Origin of the sequence: uncultured Nostoc sp., assembly GCF_964245445.1 — a bacterium.
In the GTDB taxonomy this organism is placed as follows: Bacteria; Cyanobacteriota; Cyanobacteriia; order Cyanobacteriales; family Nostocaceae; genus Nostoc.
Map to the genome: position 1 here is coordinate 14,487 of NZ_CAXTNE010000066.1, position 16,300 is coordinate 30,786.

At 40.9% G+C, this 16,300-nt stretch carries 14 protein-coding genes and 2 pseudogenes; 8 read left to right on the top strand and 8 right to left on the bottom strand.

Annotation, left to right across the window (positions count from 1 at the left end):
• Nucleotides 1-6: 6 nt before the first annotated feature.
• Together ACFE90_RS13665 and ACFE90_RS13670 are read right to left on the bottom strand one after the other, a co-directional pair.
• Nucleotides 7-234: a hypothetical protein gene (locus ACFE90_RS13665; RefSeq protein WP_375501311.1), complete on the bottom strand. Its 228-nt coding sequence runs from the start codon at nucleotides 232-234 to the stop codon at nucleotides 7-9.
• Nucleotides 235-497: 263 nt separating this feature from the next.
• Nucleotides 498-770: a hypothetical protein gene (locus ACFE90_RS13670; protein WP_375501313.1), complete on the bottom strand. Its 273-nt coding sequence runs from the start codon at nucleotides 768-770 to the stop codon at nucleotides 498-500.
• A gap of 376 nt (nucleotides 771-1,146) precedes the next feature.
• Here ACFE90_RS13670 and ACFE90_RS13675 point away from each other — a divergent pair, with 376 nt between their 5' ends.
• A complete protein-coding gene (locus ACFE90_RS13675; RefSeq protein ID WP_375501315.1) occupies nucleotides 1,147-3,504 on the top strand; it encodes a tetratricopeptide repeat protein in 2,358 nt (785 codons plus the stop codon).
• A 22-nt stretch (nucleotides 3,505-3,526) separates the two neighbouring features.
• Here the strand turns inward: ACFE90_RS13675 and ACFE90_RS13680 are convergent, their stop codons facing one another.
• Entirely contained in the window at nucleotides 3,527-4,123 is a 597-nt protein-coding gene (locus ACFE90_RS13680) for a Uma2 family endonuclease (protein WP_375501317.1), read from the bottom strand.
• A gap of 85 nt (nucleotides 4,124-4,208) precedes the next feature.
• Between ACFE90_RS13680 and ACFE90_RS13685 the strand changes: the two genes are divergently transcribed.
• Nucleotides 4,209-4,751 (top strand): Uma2 family endonuclease, encoded by a 543-nt coding sequence (locus ACFE90_RS13685; RefSeq protein WP_375501319.1) that lies wholly within the window; start codon nucleotides 4,209-4,211, stop codon nucleotides 4,749-4,751.
• 278 nt (nucleotides 4,752-5,029) lie between these two features.
• Nucleotides 5,030-5,773 carry a DUF561 domain-containing protein gene (locus ACFE90_RS13690; RefSeq protein WP_375501321.1) on the top strand — a complete coding sequence of 248 codons (744 nt, stop codon included), beginning with the start codon at nucleotides 5,030-5,032 and terminating at the stop codon, nucleotides 5,771-5,773.
• Between the two features lie 98 nt (nucleotides 5,774-5,871).
• Here the strand turns inward: ACFE90_RS13690 and ACFE90_RS13695 are convergent, their stop codons facing one another.
• A complete protein-coding gene (locus ACFE90_RS13695) occupies nucleotides 5,872-7,020 on the bottom strand; it encodes a DegT/DnrJ/EryC1/StrS family aminotransferase (protein WP_375501323.1) in 1,149 nt (382 codons plus the stop codon).
• A gap of 328 nt (nucleotides 7,021-7,348) precedes the next feature.
• Between ACFE90_RS13695 and ACFE90_RS13700 the strand changes: the two genes are divergently transcribed.
• Together ACFE90_RS13700 and ACFE90_RS13705 are read left to right on the top strand one after the other, a co-directional pair.
• The gene (locus tag ACFE90_RS13700; RefSeq protein WP_375501325.1) at nucleotides 7,349-8,125 is read left to right on the top strand and encodes an ABC transporter permease; all 777 of its coding nucleotides are present in this window, start codon (nucleotides 7,349-7,351) and stop codon (nucleotides 8,123-8,125) included.
• Between the two features lie 98 nt (nucleotides 8,126-8,223).
• A pseudogene (locus tag ACFE90_RS13705) lies at nucleotides 8,224-8,783 on the top strand (hypothetical protein).
• Between the two features lie 139 nt (nucleotides 8,784-8,922).
• On the opposite strand, the gene ACFE90_RS13710 reads toward ACFE90_RS13705, so the two are convergent.
• Nucleotides 8,923-10,692, bottom strand: a complete 1,770-nt coding sequence (locus tag ACFE90_RS13710; protein ID WP_375501327.1) for a hypothetical protein — start codon at nucleotides 10,690-10,692, stop codon at nucleotides 8,923-8,925.
• A gap of 649 nt (nucleotides 10,693-11,341) precedes the next feature.
• On the opposite strand from ACFE90_RS13710, the gene ACFE90_RS13715 reads away from it, so the two are divergent.
• Nucleotides 11,342-12,568 carry an ATP-grasp domain-containing protein gene (locus ACFE90_RS13715; protein WP_375501329.1) on the top strand — a complete coding sequence of 409 codons (1,227 nt, stop codon included), beginning with the start codon at nucleotides 11,342-11,344 and terminating at the stop codon, nucleotides 12,566-12,568.
• A 121-nt stretch (nucleotides 12,569-12,689) separates the two neighbouring features.
• Nucleotides 12,690-13,571 (top strand): CoA-binding protein, encoded by an 882-nt coding sequence (locus ACFE90_RS13720; protein ID WP_375501331.1) that lies wholly within the window; start codon nucleotides 12,690-12,692, stop codon nucleotides 13,569-13,571.
• Nucleotides 13,572-13,821: 250 nt separating this feature from the next.
• Here ACFE90_RS13720 and ACFE90_RS13725 read toward each other — a convergent pair whose 3' ends face one another.
• Together ACFE90_RS13725 and ACFE90_RS13730 are read right to left on the bottom strand one after the other, a co-directional pair.
• Complete coding sequence (locus ACFE90_RS13725; RefSeq protein WP_375501333.1) at nucleotides 13,822-14,313, bottom strand: DUF1499 domain-containing protein; 492 nt, start codon at nucleotides 14,311-14,313, stop codon at nucleotides 13,822-13,824.
• A gap of 422 nt (nucleotides 14,314-14,735) precedes the next feature.
• Entirely contained in the window at nucleotides 14,736-15,275 is a 540-nt protein-coding gene (locus ACFE90_RS13730; RefSeq protein WP_375501335.1) for a DUF2252 family protein, read from the bottom strand.
• A gap of 173 nt (nucleotides 15,276-15,448) precedes the next feature.
• Between ACFE90_RS13730 and ACFE90_RS13735 the strand changes: the two genes are divergently transcribed.
• Nucleotides 15,449-16,129 carry a RibD family protein gene (locus ACFE90_RS13735; RefSeq protein ID WP_375501337.1) on the top strand — a complete coding sequence of 227 codons (681 nt, stop codon included), beginning with the start codon at nucleotides 15,449-15,451 and terminating at the stop codon, nucleotides 16,127-16,129.
• Nucleotides 16,130-16,222: 93 nt separating this feature from the next.
• On the opposite strand, the pseudogene ACFE90_RS13740 reads toward ACFE90_RS13735, so the two are convergent.
• Nucleotides 16,223-16,300: pseudogene (locus tag ACFE90_RS13740) on the bottom strand (photosystem II protein D1); the annotation flags it as partial.

Below are 16,300 nucleotides of genomic sequence, written 5' to 3' on the forward strand. Positions count from 1 at the left end.
CGATTTTTAACGCAGGGATTCAATAATTATTGCTGTTGTAATTAAACACAACAGGATAATTCCCAGTGGAAGCAAAAACTGTTGTAAAAGGTACAGCAGTATGGGTATGATTTGTAAGATACCTAAACCACTGGATAGAACATAAGCGATCGCAATACCAAATAGCACCAGCAAGAAATATTTCAAGGATTTAGAAGCAAAGCGAAATAGAAGTGTATCTTGATTTGAGTCCATAATTTTACTCACGAAAGTAGCTGATTTTTTAGTAGTGAATATTCTTTTTTATTTCCCATTTCCCATTTTAAAAAGAAGGTTATGGGAAATCGTGCCCAGCCTGAAGATTAGTTTTACCGTAAGAATTCAGCACAGGCTAAACCTTAGCTATCCGCTAACAGAAGTCAGAAGTCAGAAATAAAAGGTTTGATATCACAAGTAGATTCACCCCTTCAATTTATCTCCTGATGTTTCCACTATTCTGACTCCTGAATTCTTACTTTTTACACGTCGATATTCACCTGTTTGGGTGAATTATTCAAAGACTGTTGTTGCCTTTGTAGATTGTTTTGCTTTTCATAATTAGCTAAAAGTTGGAAGGAAATAAACAAGCCCAACAACAGCAGCAAAAACGAGCCGAAACCAGAGGAATACTTATTTATTTCTCGCTCAACACCACATTTGAGACAAACATATCTATTGGGATTACGTGTATCTTGGACAAAGGGGCACTGATTTTGATTGCAATCATGATGACAATCTCTGTCTAACATCATTGAACCTCCTGTAGGGTAATGGCTTACATACTGAGTTGTAAATATGCTCTACAGAATCTAGTTAGTTAATACCCACTGCCTATTTAGTAGACACCACTTTCATGAGTAATTAATATCGGACAGTAACAAGTAACATCAGTGATTTACTAAGCTTGCAGTAGTAGCGCTCTCTAAATCTCTCCTCAACCACCTTTTTTTGGCGCTTAACTTAACTTCGCCTGTATTAATTACAAGAATAATACAGTCCAGAATGCTTTGCAGTAGGATAAAGTAAATTACCTACCGAGTAGGAAAAAGTATTTTGTAGTATGACGGGTAGGAAGAAGTAGTAAAAATATCGTTATAATGAATTACAAATGATACATCAAGTTAACAAATGGGTGTAGAAGAAGCCTTAAAGTTTGTAGATAACTTGGTTTTTCTCAAGACGGGAGAACATTTAGATAAAACTCAAAGGATTATCTTAGGTCATTTGTGGGAGGACGAAAAGCGGACTTACCAGGATATTGCTAACAGGGTTCGTTATACAGAAGCGCATTTAAAAGCTGTTGGTGCAGAACTTTGGCATCTACTATCAAAAGTGCTAGGAGAGAAAGTCTCAAAATCAACCTTCCAAGGAGTGGTTCAGAGGTTTAGAACAACTCAACAGTCGCAAAAAATCCTCGATATCCCAAATCTAATGGGCAATGGCACTGAACCCCAAGATTTAGATTCTAACTTCGTGGGGCGCGATCACCAAATAGCCGAACTCCACACCTTAGTCAGTCGGGGAGAAAAAGTTATCCTCATCCAGGGTGAAGGTGGTATCGGCAAAACTAGATTAGCACGCAAATATTTTAAAAGTCAAAAATTTAATTTTGTCCTAGAACTGTGGATGGCCACAGAAATCCAAAACCTTACTCCTGTAGAGAGTGTGGTTGAAGAATGGCTACGGCGATACTTTAACGAAGAACCGGGAGGAGACTTTGGTATCAGCTTAGAACGACTACGGCGCAAACTTCGAGAACAAACTTCTAAAATTGGGGTATTTATCGATAATCTAGAAACTGCTCTCGATAAAAATGGCAAGTTCCTAGAATATCGTCGCCCTTATGTTGAGCTATTGAGAGTATTAGCAGATTCGGATGTGCATTCCGTTACTTTAGTAACAAGTCGCGAACGTTTGCGGGAGTCTAGTGTAGAGGTTCATCTCTATCCACTTGAAGGTTTAGATGATGAAGCATGGCGAAAGTTTTTTAGCAGTTGCCACATTAATTGTGATTGTACTATTCTCAGTGAAATGTGCAGAGCTTATGGAGGTAACGCCAAAGCAATGCAAATTCTCCGAGGAGCAATATTGACGGATTTTTCTGGTGACATACATGCCTATTGGCAGGAAAACTGTACAGATTTATTAATAGAAAGAGAGTTAAAAGATTTAGTCGCCAGTCAATTTAGCCGTCTCCAAGAAAATGACTTAGAAGCCTATCGCCTCCTGTGTCGTTTAGGATGCTATCGTTATCAAGATATTCCTTCATTAGCTATTGAAGGAGTTTTATGTTTGCTTTGGGATGTACCAGAACAAAAACGTAGAGGTGTAATTAAAGCATTGCAAGATTTGTCTTTAATAGAAACGAAAAAAGGACAATATTGGCTGCATCCAGTAATTCGTGATGAAGCGATTAGTAGATTAAGATTAGTCAGTGAAGAATGGGAATTAGTAAACCGAAAAGCCGCAGAATGTTGGACGCAACGAGTTACAGCCATCAAAAATATCACAGATGCATTAACAGCTTTAGAAGCTTATTACCACTATGTAGAAATTAGTGATTTTGAGCAAGCTGGTGATGTAATTTTACAAGGGCGAGGTAAACAGTGGAGTATAGGTTTGCCTTTGGGTTGCTCGTTTTACCAACTGGGACTGCTCCAGAAAAACTTCTCTGTCATTAAACGGATCATAGATGATGTAAAATCGCAAGAAAGACTGATTAAACTTTACAATATACTAGGCTATACATATCGAATTATCGGATGTATTAGAGAAGCTATAGATTGCTATAAAAAATCAGAAGAGATATTAGACAATTTAGATATTAAGCTAATAAAAATATCTATGATGTTCAATACAGGACTCTGCAAACTTGATTTATTGGAAATGGAAGCAGCCGAAGATTGTTTCAAATCGGTTTGTAACTTAGCTGAACAAGATAGAAATCTTGACAATTATATGGCTTATGCTCAGTGCTGCTTGGCTTTTGTGAAATCATGTTCTAACCATAGAGAGGAAGCTTTTTGTATTGCTGAAGATGCCTTCTCTGCAATATCTTCATCAACTAAAGTTACTCTATGGGGAATGGGGCATAGCTTAATAAACTTATGTTTAACTTACAAGAATTTAGGTAATATTAAAAAATCTTTTGATTTATGCCAAAGAGCTATATTTTCTTCTGAAGAAAACAACTTTACTCAGCTTAAGGCTAAAGCTATAACTTGTTTAGCAGGGTTATATAGAGAAGAAGGAGAATTTGCTAGGGCACTTTTCCATCATGCAGAAGCAATAGAAATTTTGAATAAAATAGGTGCTAAATCTAATTTAGCAGAGGCTTACTATCAATTGGCATTAACTCATCAACAAATGGGTGAAATTGACAATAGTAAGGAAAATTTTATGCAAGCGATCGCACTTTTTAACGAAATGCAAGCACCCAAGCAAGTTGAGAAAGTACAAACAGCAATGGAGTATTTTGAAAAATAAGCAATGATATTAGATTTTACCTTCATCCATGTTCTCGAATCACCTGACTAAACTCATTAACTGCATCATACTGATCCGCCATGCGCGAATACTGGGCTAGCAATTCTATATCTAAATTTGGGAAAAAAGAACTATGGGACATTTTTTCATATTCCTCATCTCGCAAACAATAGACGGAAAGTAGCCCATCTTCCCAAAACCAGACTTCTGGAACTTTCAGACGCTTGTATATCTCCAACTTATTAATGCCGCCACTGGTGACAGTAATTTCAATAATCAAATCTGGAATCGGTTTTTTAGCCCCAAAGTTATAAGACTCATCTGGTTCTCGTCGCGTACCATCTTTGCGTTTGCCGAGTGTAGCACTTCCTCTAACGTAGAAGCGAATTTTCTTTTCTCTTAGGTATGCCTCTAACAAACGACTTGTAGTACTTTTAGCATCTTCATGGTCATCGGAAAGTGGGGACATAATTTCTAAAATTCCATCTAAATAAGTTAGTCGCGCACCTGTACCTTCTAGGTCTACATCTAGCTTTTCTAGTTGATCCCAACTGACGTTATACAGCAAAACATAGGAAGTCTTTGGAGTGACAGGTTTGGCGATGACAGGGGAATTCATGGGGCGATCGCTCCTGGAGAGGTCTATAAGTATTACGGTATAGTAATTCTAGGCTAAAGAAAGCGATCGCTCCTAGAGAGGTGTTATGTCCCTAACGCTTGAAGACTTGGAACAAATGCAGCAACAGCATCCCGACTATCGCATGGAACTAGTCGAGGGTAATATTATTGTTATGAGTCCATCAGGATACGAATCAGATGAGGTCGCAGCTGAAATGGTAGCCCAGTTACGTAACTGGGTTAGACCGCGCAAACTGGGACGAACAGCAGCTTCTAGCGCTGGTTTCAGGTTGCCAAATTCAAATTTACGCGCACCGGATGCCTCATTTGTTTTAGCCGAACGCTTGCGTCGTAGTCCGAAGTCTTTTGCTCAATTGGCTCCCGATTTGACTGTAGAGGTAAAGTCCCCTAGTGATAATTTAGAGGATCTCAGAGCCAAGATTCAAGAATTTCTGAGTTTGGGAACTAAGGTAGGAATTTTGCTCAATCCAGATGAGCGGATTGTTGAAGTCTACAACTTTGGACAAGAAGCAATAATACTTCGTGATGGCGATATTTTAACAGTTCCCGAACTACTCCCAGGATGGGAAGTACCAATTGCAGATTTGTGGCCTCCAGAGTTTGACTAGGATAGTGGAAACAATTCAAAATTCAAAATGACGCTCGCGGACTCGCTAACGCTGCGCTAACAAAGTTCAAAATTAAAGACATTTTCAAACAGGGATTTAAACCCCAACTGTAGCAAGATCCTCCAGGGTAACTGAGACTGCGTGTAGACGTAGGGGGCTTAAACTCTTTAATTTACGATAAAATTATCAAAATTTGGCAACTGCGATAGTGATTTAGTCCCCGATTAACTAAGGGACGGTAGAATATACCTAATTTTCGTAGCTTCAAAAGCCAAACTATGACGATGCATTTTACACTCCAACGTGCATTTACTAACCGCCGCGTTCTAAAAGTGATTAGCGGCTTGAATAACTTCGACGCTGCTAGCGTTGCTGCTACTGTTAAAGCTGCTGAATTTGGCGGTGCTACTTTTGTCGATATTGCTGCCGATCCAGTCTTGGTGCAGCTAGCTAAAAATTTGACAAATTTACCGATTTGTGTGTCAGCAGTAGAACCAGAAAAATTTGTGCAAGCTGTGGCAGCAGGTGCTGATTTAATTGAAATCGGGAATTTCGATTCCTTCTATGCTCAAGGACGCCGCTTTGAGGCTCCAGAAGTGCTAGCGCTGACTAAGCAAACCCGCGCTCTCCTCCCAGAAATCACCCTATCTGTCACCGTTCCCCACATTTTGGAACTAGATCAACAGGTACAGTTAGCAGAAGAACTGGTGAAAGCTGGAGCAGATATTATCCAAACCGAAGGCGGTACTAGCAGTAACCCAGTTCACCCTGGAACTTTAGGATTAATTGAAAAAGCTGCTCCCACCTTGGCAGCAGCTTTTGAGATTTCCCGTGTGGTGTCAGTACCAGTATTGTGTGCTTCAGGCATTTCTAACGTTACCGCACCATTAGCGATCGCAGCTGGTGCTGCTGGTGTTGGTGTTGGTTCCGCCATCAACCAACTCAATAGCGAAGTGGCAATGATTGCTGCTGTGCGTGGCTTAGTAGAAGCCTTAGCGACTGCAAATGCAGTAATGAAATGAGTTAGGAGTTGGGAGTGATGAGTTATAAGTTATAAGTTGAAGGAACTTATTCATTCCTAACTCCTAACTTCAAACTCCTAACTCCTAACTTTAAACTTCTAACTCATAACTTCTTTCAACGCATAAATCACCTGATCTTGCTGTTGTTGTGTCAGTTCTGGGTACATAGGCAAGGATATAACCTCATGGCAAGCTTGCTCTGCTATTGGTAAGTCCCCAATTTGATAGCCTAGACTTTGATAAACTGGTTGTAAATGTAAAGGGTGGGGGTAGTAAATCATTGAACTCACGCCCTGTTCTTGCAATTGACTACGCACCCAATCTCGATATTTGGCGCTAGAACCATTTCGCCCTTCCCCAGATATGCGAATAGTGTATTGATTCCATACCCCAACACCCTCAGGTAATTCTTGCGGTGGGACAATCCCCGGAATTTGACTAAGGAACTGATAGTAATAGTTGGCAATATCTCGTCGGCGATCATTCCAAATATCTAAATAACGTAGCTTAATTTGCAAAATAGCTGCTTGGAGAGCATCCAAGCGGCTATTTACACCGATTTCTTCATGTAAATATCTAATTCTACTGCCATGATCTCGTAGTATTCGCAGTTTAGTGGCGATCGCAGGGTCATTAGTCGTTATTGCCCCGCCATCACCGCAACCACCAAGATTTTTGGTAGGGTAAAAACTAAAGCAACCAATATGTCCAATGCTTCCTACTTTTTTATTAGCCCACATTGCCCCTGTAGACTGAGCGCAATCTTCAATTATTGACAAATTGTGAGACTGAGCGATCGCCATCAATGATGTCATATCCACAGGTTGTCCAAATAGGTGAACCGGGATAATCGCTTTAGTTTTGGGTGTAATCGCCGCCGCTACTTGCTCCACATCCAAATTAAACGTAGTAGCGTCAATATCAACGAAAACAGGCTTTGCACCCACGGCGCTAATTACTTCAGATGTAGCAATAAAGGTGAAAGGCGTTGTTATCACTTCATCGCCTACACCAATGTCCAACACTCGTAACGCTAAGTAGAGCGCATCAGTACCAGAATTACAAGCCACACATTCACTAACAGTATTATAAGCAGCAAACTGTTGCTCAAAGCCTTCGACTAAGGGGCCGCCGATATAGCGACCAGAAGCCAGAACCTCTAAGACAGCTGCACTTACTTCTGCTTCGATGGTGGTGTATTGCTGCTTGATATCAAAGGCAGGGATAGGATTTACACTTTGGATCATGAGTTCTTATTTTATTGGGAGATACAAAGGATGCACTTCGAGAGTCAATTTTTGCTAATTGAATTGTTAATCAAAAAGGAGCTACTAAAAGACTATCGCCCAAGATACGCATCTATTAGGGTTTTTACTTAAATTGTGGCGCCAGAAACTACCGCACATTTAATTTACAGATAATAAGCATACTAGGTGTTTGCCATGTTAAGGTTGTACCATTTTTGAATTTTGAATTGATAAAGGTGATATATATCAACCAAGATCCAACACATCGGCTCAAAGTTCCTCTTGTGTGGGCTGCTTTGAAAAGGAAATACCAGGAGATAGAGAACCCATGCAGGAGTTGATCAAGCTGGATTTCGTGGATTTAGCTATTGCTGTGGGATTGATGGCGATCGCCATTGGTTTATCTGCCTGGGAGAAATTAGGACTAGAGTTAAATTTAGCCCTTGCTACCGGGAGGACCATCTTACAACTACTTGTATTGGGATACATTTTAGATTTCATCTTCGCTTTGGACAATGCTTGGGCAGTTTTGGCGATATTAACAATAATGCTGACAATTACGGCGATTGTCGCACGAAATCGGATCAGCCAAAAAATTCCTTATGTATTGCCTTTAGTGTGGGGTGCAATTTTAATTAGTACCGCCCTGACAGTGCTTTACACCAACTTCTTGATCGTTCAACCAGAAAGATGGTACGAACCACAGTATGTAATTCCCCTAGCAGGGATAGTTTTAGGTAATGCTACCAATGCAGCTGCGATCGCAGGCGATCGTCTTGTCAGCACCATTAATTCCAGCCATCTCGAAATAGAAACCCATTTGAGCTTAGGCGCAACGCCCCAGCAAGCAGTTAGCCAGTATCGCAAAGATGCCATCAAAGCCGGATTGATTCCGACTCTCAATCAAATGCTCCTCATCGGTATGGTGGCAATACCAGGAATTACCACCGGACAGTTACTAGCTGGTGTCCAACCCCTGGATGCTGTATCTTACGAAATTTTGATTATGTTCATGGTTGCTTTCGCTAACTTGTTGACAACACTTTTAGTCACGAAGGGGTTGTGTCGTCAATTTTTCAATTCCGCCGCGCAGTTGGTGAGGTGAAGAGTTAATCTACATCCAATAGTATTTTCACAACAAGGTAAATTAAAATGGCATTTAGTAATCATAAAAGTATTAGTGCAGTAATTAAATAATTTCAAATCAAATATGTACAGTCTAATTTTCTATTGAAAGTACATTTTCCAGTTAAACGTCTTTTAAAGAAGAATTAGATTTGCTATTTACAGATGGAGTTATTGATAATTCTAAAGATGCTATTTGTGAAAATCTCATCTATCCAGTAGTGAAAGAAGTATGGAAAAATTACCGAAGTAAATTAACACTTTGGAGTCATGAAACATTAGCTTACGATGAAGATTTATCAGGCGTTTCAGATTATACGGTAACACAGCGAAATCCTCTAGGTACGATTGTTTTTGAGAAACCTTATTTTTTGACAGTTGAAGCTAAACAAGACAAATTTGAAGAAGGCTGGGGTCAGTGTTTAGCTGAAATGATCGCAGTGCAGCGAATTAATGATGATTTTAACAGCGATATTTTTGGGATTGTTTCTAACGGTAAAATATGGAAATTCGGAAAGCTGATTGCTAATATGTTTACCCGAAATAAAAATTTGTATGTAATTCAAGATTTAGATAAACTATTTGCGGCGGTTAATTATATTTTTCAACAATGTGAATTAAAAATACAAAACCAATAGCATTGTGTTTTTTTAGATGAAATTAAAGGATGTTTACAAAGCCGTAAACTATACAATAAACCCTCTCAAAACCTCTCTCTACTTCTGAGAGAAGTTTTGAAACTTATACAGAAACTTTCTAGATTAACTCCTAACTTTTCTACCCGCCTAAAGTCCGCGTATAAATTACCTGACCTTGGGAATCATAGAGGAAAAGAGACAGGCTAGCATTGTCACTAATTACAGCTAAGGCTTCCCGTAAGATTTGCAAGTGATTGGTAACGTCAACAGCAGTATCCGAGTTCTTAGAATAAGGATTAGCCAAGTTATTTTGCCTTATTTGGTCATACTCAGGAGTTAGCCGGACAATAATTCCTGCATTGTCTATGCTAAAGGTGCAAATCCGAATTCCATTAATACAGGTTTTATCCAAGTCAGTGCGGGTTTGTTGCAAACTATTAATAACTTGTAGTTTTTTTTGTGCTTGTTTGAGGGCTGTTGAGTAGGGTTCGATGAGAGACTGAGCCTGAGTGTAGTACAAGCTATCTTGGGAAATCTTTTTAGCAGTTTGCAAAGCCTGATCCCAGTATGTCGCTGCTGCTTGCCATTGGTTTTGTTGCTCATATACTTTGGCTTGCTTGGCAGTACTAACGGCTTGTTGGTAGGCTTTAACAGCTAATCGTTCTTTAGTAGCGCGATCGCTTGCCGCTACTAACTTAGGTTTATAATCTACCAACAGCTTTTCGGCTTCTTGGTATCCAGGGCTAGTTAGGGGAATCCTATTCAAGGCATTAATAGCCACCAGCCAAGTAGACTGCACCTTTTGCCAGTCATTCAAAGATTTAGCAGTAGCTTCCCAATTCTCGGCTGTATTAGCTACAGCTTTTGCTGCCGTTAGTTTTTTGAGCCATTTTTCCTCCGTAAGCAACTGCTGATTTACGGCGTGCAAACGGACACGATAATTAAGTAATTTTCCTTGCACCAGTTCATAAAGTTCACTAGTAGAACTTATAGTTTCTAGTGGCGCTATAGCCTGTCGCCATAGGTGTTGCCTAGCTTGTAATTCCTCTAGGCTAGATGCAGGAGTTTGAACTTTTTTTGTCACCAAAGATCCCATCTGCAAAGCCTTGACCACCTGGCTGATTTTTTCTGACCGTCCAGACAAACTTGCTTTTAGTTCTTCTGATACCTGGTAACGAGGCGACCAACTAGGAATTGTGTTCAGAGCTATACTAGCTGCCGTAAGTTGTTGTTGTACAGCTATTAATTCTTTTTCAGACTTGGCGCGGCGCAACAGTTGCGGGGATTTTGTTTTTAATTGCTCGGCATTTTGTATTTCTTTACACTCAGACATCACACAAGGGCGAGTCAATAAGTAAGCACCGCCGCCTAAAACTATAACTCCCACCAAAGCTGTACCCAGTAAGATGGATTTGATTTGAGATGCTGGCTTTGAAGTCGGCAAATTCGGCGCATCTGCAAACGGGTCAAACAGTTCCTCCTCAGTCTTATCGATTGATGGAGAATAGGTCAGGGCTGATGAAGAGGCAAAGAGGGGAAAACGTTCTGACGCGACGAATTCTTCCTTTGCATCCGCATGTGCCTTTTTCCCAACGCCCTCTCTCCCCATCTCCTTCAGAGGCAAGAAACATTTCGTATAAGGGAGTTGTTCGCCAAGAATTCTGAGGAAACATTGCGCTCGCCGCTCTCTGTGGGGTGCTAGAGACTGAAGTACTTCCTCAATTACTGCAAAGATTATCTGAGCATCAACTATTACATCTGATTCGTGTTGCGTTAAAATCATTAGCTCGTCTTTATTGACGGCACACTTAACCTCGAAGACTTCAGCCGTTGAGACTTCGGCAAGCAATTGTTCCTGCAAAGTTTTGGCTAAAAGCTGTAAATCTTCCTGCTGGACTGCTACTTTCATAGAGCTTTCCCGCTTAATTTCTATATTGTTTTGATTATCTTTAAGAGAATGAAATGAACTTTTTAGGTTTGTTGAATGCAAATGCACAGTTTAACCAACCACAGCCTAAAAATCTGAACGACCAACGTTCTAACACAGATTCGGAGTTTTCACCAAAAATAAAAAAAGCAACTATTGTTCGCGTTGCTACATTTTCATAGGGCTAGATGCAAAGTTAAATTATCTGTCTTCAGATGTAAATTACAATTAAAAAATGGGAATAATAGAATTTTTGAGTATTTTAACTGCATTATTTCGCGACAATAAAATACACAGGAGCTAATGTTCTGCAAAATACTAATTGCAGAGCAGTTGTGACAAATTTATCCAAAGGTTAAGGAAACGATGCTAAGTCAGAGGGTTTTGACAGAAATGGTAGTTATCTTCTATGCTAGGAAACTTACTGAAGAGATAAATTACATGTTGTGACTCTAGCACCAACAGGTTGGCTATCAAAATTAATCTGCCTCATTGGCTGAAATCGATAAAATTGATTGGTGAAAAATAAATTTTTATAGCTGCCAAAAGCTTAATTCTAAAATAAAAGTGCTGCAAAATATTAAGACAGCACTAAGCAAAGGCTGGGAAAGTGTAAATACAAGGTGTATCAATGGATTTATTAGAGTATCAAGTTAAAGAGTGGTTTGGCAAGATAGGCATTCCTGTATTGCCTTCCCAACGAATTGACCATCCCACAGATTTGAAACGTTTAAAAATTCGCTTTCCAATTGTACTGAAATCTCAAGTACATGGAGCGGAACGGGCAAAAGCAGGTGGAGTCAGATTTGCGGAGACTACAATTGATGCGATCGCAGCTGCCCAAAATATCTTTAGTTTACCAATATGGGGCGAGTTGCCAGAAGTTGTGCTGGCAGAATCCCAATACGACGCCAACCAGGAATTTTATCTGGCGGTGGTTTTAGATACTGCTGTTTGCCGACCAGTACTTTTAGGTTGCAAGGAAGCAGACATTGATTGGGAATCAGCTGGGGAAAGAATGCACCATGTTGTCGTGGAACAGGAATTCTCGCCATTTTATGCCCGACGACTGGCTTTGAAAATGGGTTTGCAGGGGACGCTGATGCAGTCGGTAAGCTGCGTTGTCCAGAAGATGTACCAGTTATTTGTGCAAAAAGACCTGGATTTAGTCGAAATCAATCCCTTGGCAGTCAGTGCTACTGGTCAAGTTATGGCTCTTAATGGTAAAGTCAGGGTCAACGAACGGTCGATCAAGCGTCATCCCGACCTCACCGAAATGGCGGCAAAAATCATTAGTCGTCATACCAGTACTGAGATTGATGGTATATCAGGCGACTGGGATGGTGTGAAAATGCACGGGAAAATCGGAATTTTGGGTAATGGTACTGGTTCAGTGATGGCAACTTTGGATTTAGTCGCTAATGCTGGTGGCAATCCTGGTCTTTGTTTGAATCTACGTCATGCTTTCCTCACTGATACTACACCAACTACTTTCCGCGATCGCCTAGAGATAGGTCTAAAAATCCTAGAGGCTGATAACAGCATTCAAGTAATATTAATTAACTTTCTAGGTAGCATTCCTCAAACAGAGGAAGTGGTTGAAGTTATAGCTAGAGTTGTACAGCAAGACAACAGCGAACTTAACTCACAGGTTGTGCATTCTAATGGTAGTAAAAGTTGGCGAGAGCAGAATTTTTCACCCTTAGTTGTCCGTCTTGCTAGTTCGGAATTTGATGCTGCGAGAAAGTATTTAGCAACACTAAAAACCCCCAGCAATGCGCTCCTTGTTGTAGAAAATTTAGATGAGGCAGTCGCGGCAGCAGTTCGTCTGGCTAAACCAACGGCTAATAAGAGGTAATGAGTGTCACATTCTTCAAATTCAAAATTCAAAAAAATTGAATTAATACGACACTGTAAATATGTCGTTTTTATGCTCAGTGCCATAGACCACTGGGTTGCCAAACTTACGGTAATTTTTTATGAACCTAACGCCAGACAGTAAAGTATTAATTCAAGGCTTTTGTGAATTTATATCAGGCACTCATGTTGCTCAAATGAAAGCTTATGGTACGAACTTAGTAGCCGGTGTCAATCCTGGATGTGGCGGACAGGAACTGCATGGATTGCCAGTTTTTGACTTAGTAGAGGAAGTAATAGAACAATTTGGGGTAATTGACACAACAATTATCTGTGTAGATCCTTACGACGTGCTAGATGCGGCATTAGAAGCGATCGCATCTCATATTCGCCAGATCATTATTATCACTGCTGGCGTGCCACCTTTGGATATGGTGCAATTACTCCGCAAAGCCGAAGCCTGTGAAACTTTGGTAGTCGGGCCAAATAGTCCGGGAATCATTGTGCCGGGGAAAATTCTTTTAGGTACTCAACCAAGCGAATTTTATACTCCTGGGGGAGTGGGGATCGTTAGTCGTAGCAGCACCCTTACCTACGAAATCGCCTACGAATTAACAAAAGCAGGTTTGGGGCAGTCGATTAGTGTCAGTATTGGTAGTGATGCGATCGTCGGTTCCTCCTTTCTCCAATGGCTGCAAATTCTTGATGAGGATGAAACTACAGAGGCGATCGTTTTAGTCGGTCAACCTGGCGGTGGTAGTGAAGAAGCAGCAGCCCGATACATTACCGAGGCAATTGATAAACCAGTAATTGCCTACATTGCAGGTAGACTTGCACCACCAGGAAAAACTTGGCGTCAAACTGGGACTTTAGCAACAGTTATCGGACGCGATCCTAACTTTGGCACAGCCCAAAGTAAATTAGCTGCATTAAAAGAAGCGGAAGTTCCAGTAGCTGAACGTCCTTCTCAGATTCCAGAATTATTGAGAAAGGAGATTAACTAAGTTTGCCAGTTTTAATGCATGAGTAATAGCGATCGCACTCACGCTGAATCAACAATAGAAGCTTCCTAGCGATCGCTCAGGGGCAAATTTTCTTAGAGGAAAGGAGGTGAACAGGGTATCTACTATTAAAAATTTCGAGAAAATGCCACCTGAGCTTTCATACTTGCAAAAGACCCAATGTATCACCAGGACAATTGTCTGAGGGCGAACCATTTTTGTCTTGCTATTGATATTACCGCTCAAGCCAAAATCAAATATTTAGATCGCGTAGAGCCAGACGAATTTGCTCCAAACGCCTGCGATTAACACCAAGATCCGACTCTCCCACGCGAGCTGCCGAGCGCACATGAATTACCGACTCATTGGGAGGGAAATAAAACTCTACATCATCAATAAATTTGAAGATACGGCTTTTAGAAAGAGCGTGGATGTAATTATCTGTCTGTTCTATAACTTCTGTGCGTGGAACAACGGTGAGAGTTTTTAGTAAGGTTTTTCGTGCTGCATCGCGATCTATATGATAGGCAATTGGGTCAATGGCATGTTTGGGATCACCATCTTGACTCACAACACAGTTGTCTGAAGCCGGACATGAACTAAGATGACCATTATTGACTCCCAAAGCAGAAGAGGCAGCCCAAGCTGCGGTAGGAAGTATTAAACTATTAATCAAAGTTAGCAATATTACAAAAGCGATACTCCGCAGGAGTCGCTGTGCGAAAGCTGTTAGCAGACGAAACATTATAAATTGACTCCTCGAGGTTTGAATAGCAGAGAATCTCTAAATATTGAATCGGTGTTCTAGTGGTCTGTCTCATTAAATATCATAGGTAAACTCATTCTTAATTTTTCTTCCTTTGCGACGGACACTTTCCTGAAGTCGGGAAACCCGCCCACGGAGTAAGTTTCCTCCTCTTTGCGTCTTCTCTGCAAGACGCTTTGCGAATGCGGTTTGTTTATCAACCCCCTCAAAATTAGGGACTTCCAAATAAAAAATATACCATCGCTATAGAGGCAGGGGGCTCTTAGCTGGGGGAGGGAAAGTCGTAGTGAAGTCCAGAAATTGGGTAATTTATTTTTTGGAGTTCCCTTAAAGTCTTTTGACTTTTGGCTTTTGACTTCCGCCCTGCGGTATTAGTTCGTATTGCCAGATTCCAAACGGTATCACAGTTCATTATTGGTTCCCTTAAAGTCGCTCATCTTGTTCAGATAAGTATCCAAAAAATTCCGAATAATATCCTGAGCATCACTTGAGTTAAGACCGTTCTCTTTGGCTGCCAACAAGATAGAGACTGCCATCCGTCGCAAGTCCCAAACGTAGGGGCCAAGATAGCCTTCATCAAAATCGGTGGTGTCAAAAACGTTGTTGTTATTGCTATCTCTCATCCCTCCAAAATTTTGCAAATGCATATCTCCCTCTAACCAGATGGCTGAGGTTGAAGAATTCACAAATCCTGAACTTCGGAAAGTCTGCATATCACGATAAAAAATGTAATCTGTTCCCCGATAAAAGGCAAAAGGGCTAGCCTTCATCTTTTGCATTTTTGTTGCCAGTTCTTGAGGCAATTGAGAAGCAAAGGGATGATCGTATTGGTAAATTTCATTCTCCACCCAAGTTGAACGGACAGTAGCAGCTTGAACTGGAGATGGAAACCCCAAAATAAAAATTAAGACAAATACGATTGCAGATATGTGTCTGAGCATGACAGTTGCTTAGGTCTAAAAAAATAGACTCTTGTCTAGAGACAATTATCCAACAACAATTCTCTTACCACCTTGAACCATCGCTTAGAAAGTAAATTAAAGCACAATATAACAACTATTCATGGCAAAGAATTCAAAAAGGTAAAATTATAAAGAACCGTCAGAATGTAATCATGTCAGCTATCCAAACAACTGTGGTTCTTGCGATGACGGCCGATGGAAAAATTAGTGCCGTAGATCCTAAAGCGCCTCGTGATTCCGATCCAGTTGATCAAGCACACCTAGAGTATCAAGCCTCCCTTGCCGATTTAGTCTTGGTAGGAGCAGGGACGATTCGGGCTGAGGGAAGAACTTATACAATTCGCAATCCCGAACTTTTGGCAGCACGTAAGGTTCGAGGTCAGTCTCCCCAGCCTATTACCTGCGTTGTCTCAGGTTCCCTAGACCTATCGCTGGACTTGCCTTTTTTAAGCCAGGACATTGAGCGATGGATATTTACAACACGGACTGGTTTAAAGCGTAATTCTGATGCAACAAGCTTGCAAAAGCTCGCTGAATTAATCGATTTGGGAGAGACAGATTTAGACTGGGATCGAGCCTACAGCTTGATGGCAGAGCGGGGTATTCACAAAGTCATTGTTTTGGGAGGCGGCGCTTTAACAGCTGCTTTACTAAAGGCAGGGCGAATTAACGATTGGTGGTTGACAATTTGGCCCATCATTTATGGAGGAAAGCACGCCCCTAGCCCAGTGGAGGGAGAGGGTTTTCTTCCCCAAGCTGCTCCTCATCTCCAACTCGTCGAAACTCGTCAGGTTGGAAGTCAGTTGTTTTTAAACTACCGCATACTCAACTGAGAATGCGCTGCCAGAATTAAGCGCTATTATCGTTAACACTAAAAAGCGCCCTCCCATTGGGAGAGCGCTTTTTAATTTAGCTAAACTTCAGAATTAACCGTTGATAGCAGGAGCGCTCATTGCCACAGGAGCAACATCACCAGCGGCCAAATCTAAGGGGAAGTTGTGAGC

Bases quoted from the DNA above. Each gene is read 5' to 3' on its own strand.
- ACFE90_RS13665 (WP_375501311.1), bottom strand. From the start codon at position 234: ATGGACTCAAATCAAGATACACTTCTATTTCGCTTTGCTTCTAAATCC.
- ACFE90_RS13670 (WP_375501313.1), bottom strand. From the start codon at position 770: ATGATGTTAGACAGAGATTGTCATCATGATTGCAATCAAAATCAGTGC.
- ACFE90_RS13675 (WP_375501315.1), top strand. From the start codon at position 1,147: ATGGGTGTAGAAGAAGCCTTAAAGTTTGTAGATAACTTGGTTTTTCTC.
- ACFE90_RS13680 (WP_375501317.1), bottom strand. From the start codon at position 4,123: ATGAATTCCCCTGTCATCGCCAAACCTGTCACTCCAAAGACTTCCTAT.
- ACFE90_RS13685 (WP_375501319.1), top strand. From the start codon at position 4,209: ATGTCCCTAACGCTTGAAGACTTGGAACAAATGCAGCAACAGCATCCC.
- ACFE90_RS13690 (WP_375501321.1), top strand. From the start codon at position 5,030: ATGACGATGCATTTTACACTCCAACGTGCATTTACTAACCGCCGCGTT.
- ACFE90_RS13695 (WP_375501323.1), bottom strand. From the start codon at position 7,020: ATGATCCAAAGTGTAAATCCTATCCCTGCCTTTGATATCAAGCAGCAA.
- ACFE90_RS13700 (WP_375501325.1), top strand. From the start codon at position 7,349: ATGCAGGAGTTGATCAAGCTGGATTTCGTGGATTTAGCTATTGCTGTG.
- ACFE90_RS13710 (WP_375501327.1), bottom strand. From the start codon at position 10,692: ATGAAAGTAGCAGTCCAGCAGGAAGATTTACAGCTTTTAGCCAAAACT.
- ACFE90_RS13715 (WP_375501329.1), top strand. From the start codon at position 11,342: ATGGATTTATTAGAGTATCAAGTTAAAGAGTGGTTTGGCAAGATAGGC.
- ACFE90_RS13720 (WP_375501331.1), top strand. From the start codon at position 12,690: ATGAACCTAACGCCAGACAGTAAAGTATTAATTCAAGGCTTTTGTGAA.
- ACFE90_RS13725 (WP_375501333.1), bottom strand. From the start codon at position 14,313: ATGTTTCGTCTGCTAACAGCTTTCGCACAGCGACTCCTGCGGAGTATC.
- ACFE90_RS13730 (WP_375501335.1), bottom strand. From the start codon at position 15,275: ATGCTCAGACACATATCTGCAATCGTATTTGTCTTAATTTTTATTTTG.
- ACFE90_RS13735 (WP_375501337.1), top strand. From the start codon at position 15,449: ATGTCAGCTATCCAAACAACTGTGGTTCTTGCGATGACGGCCGATGGA.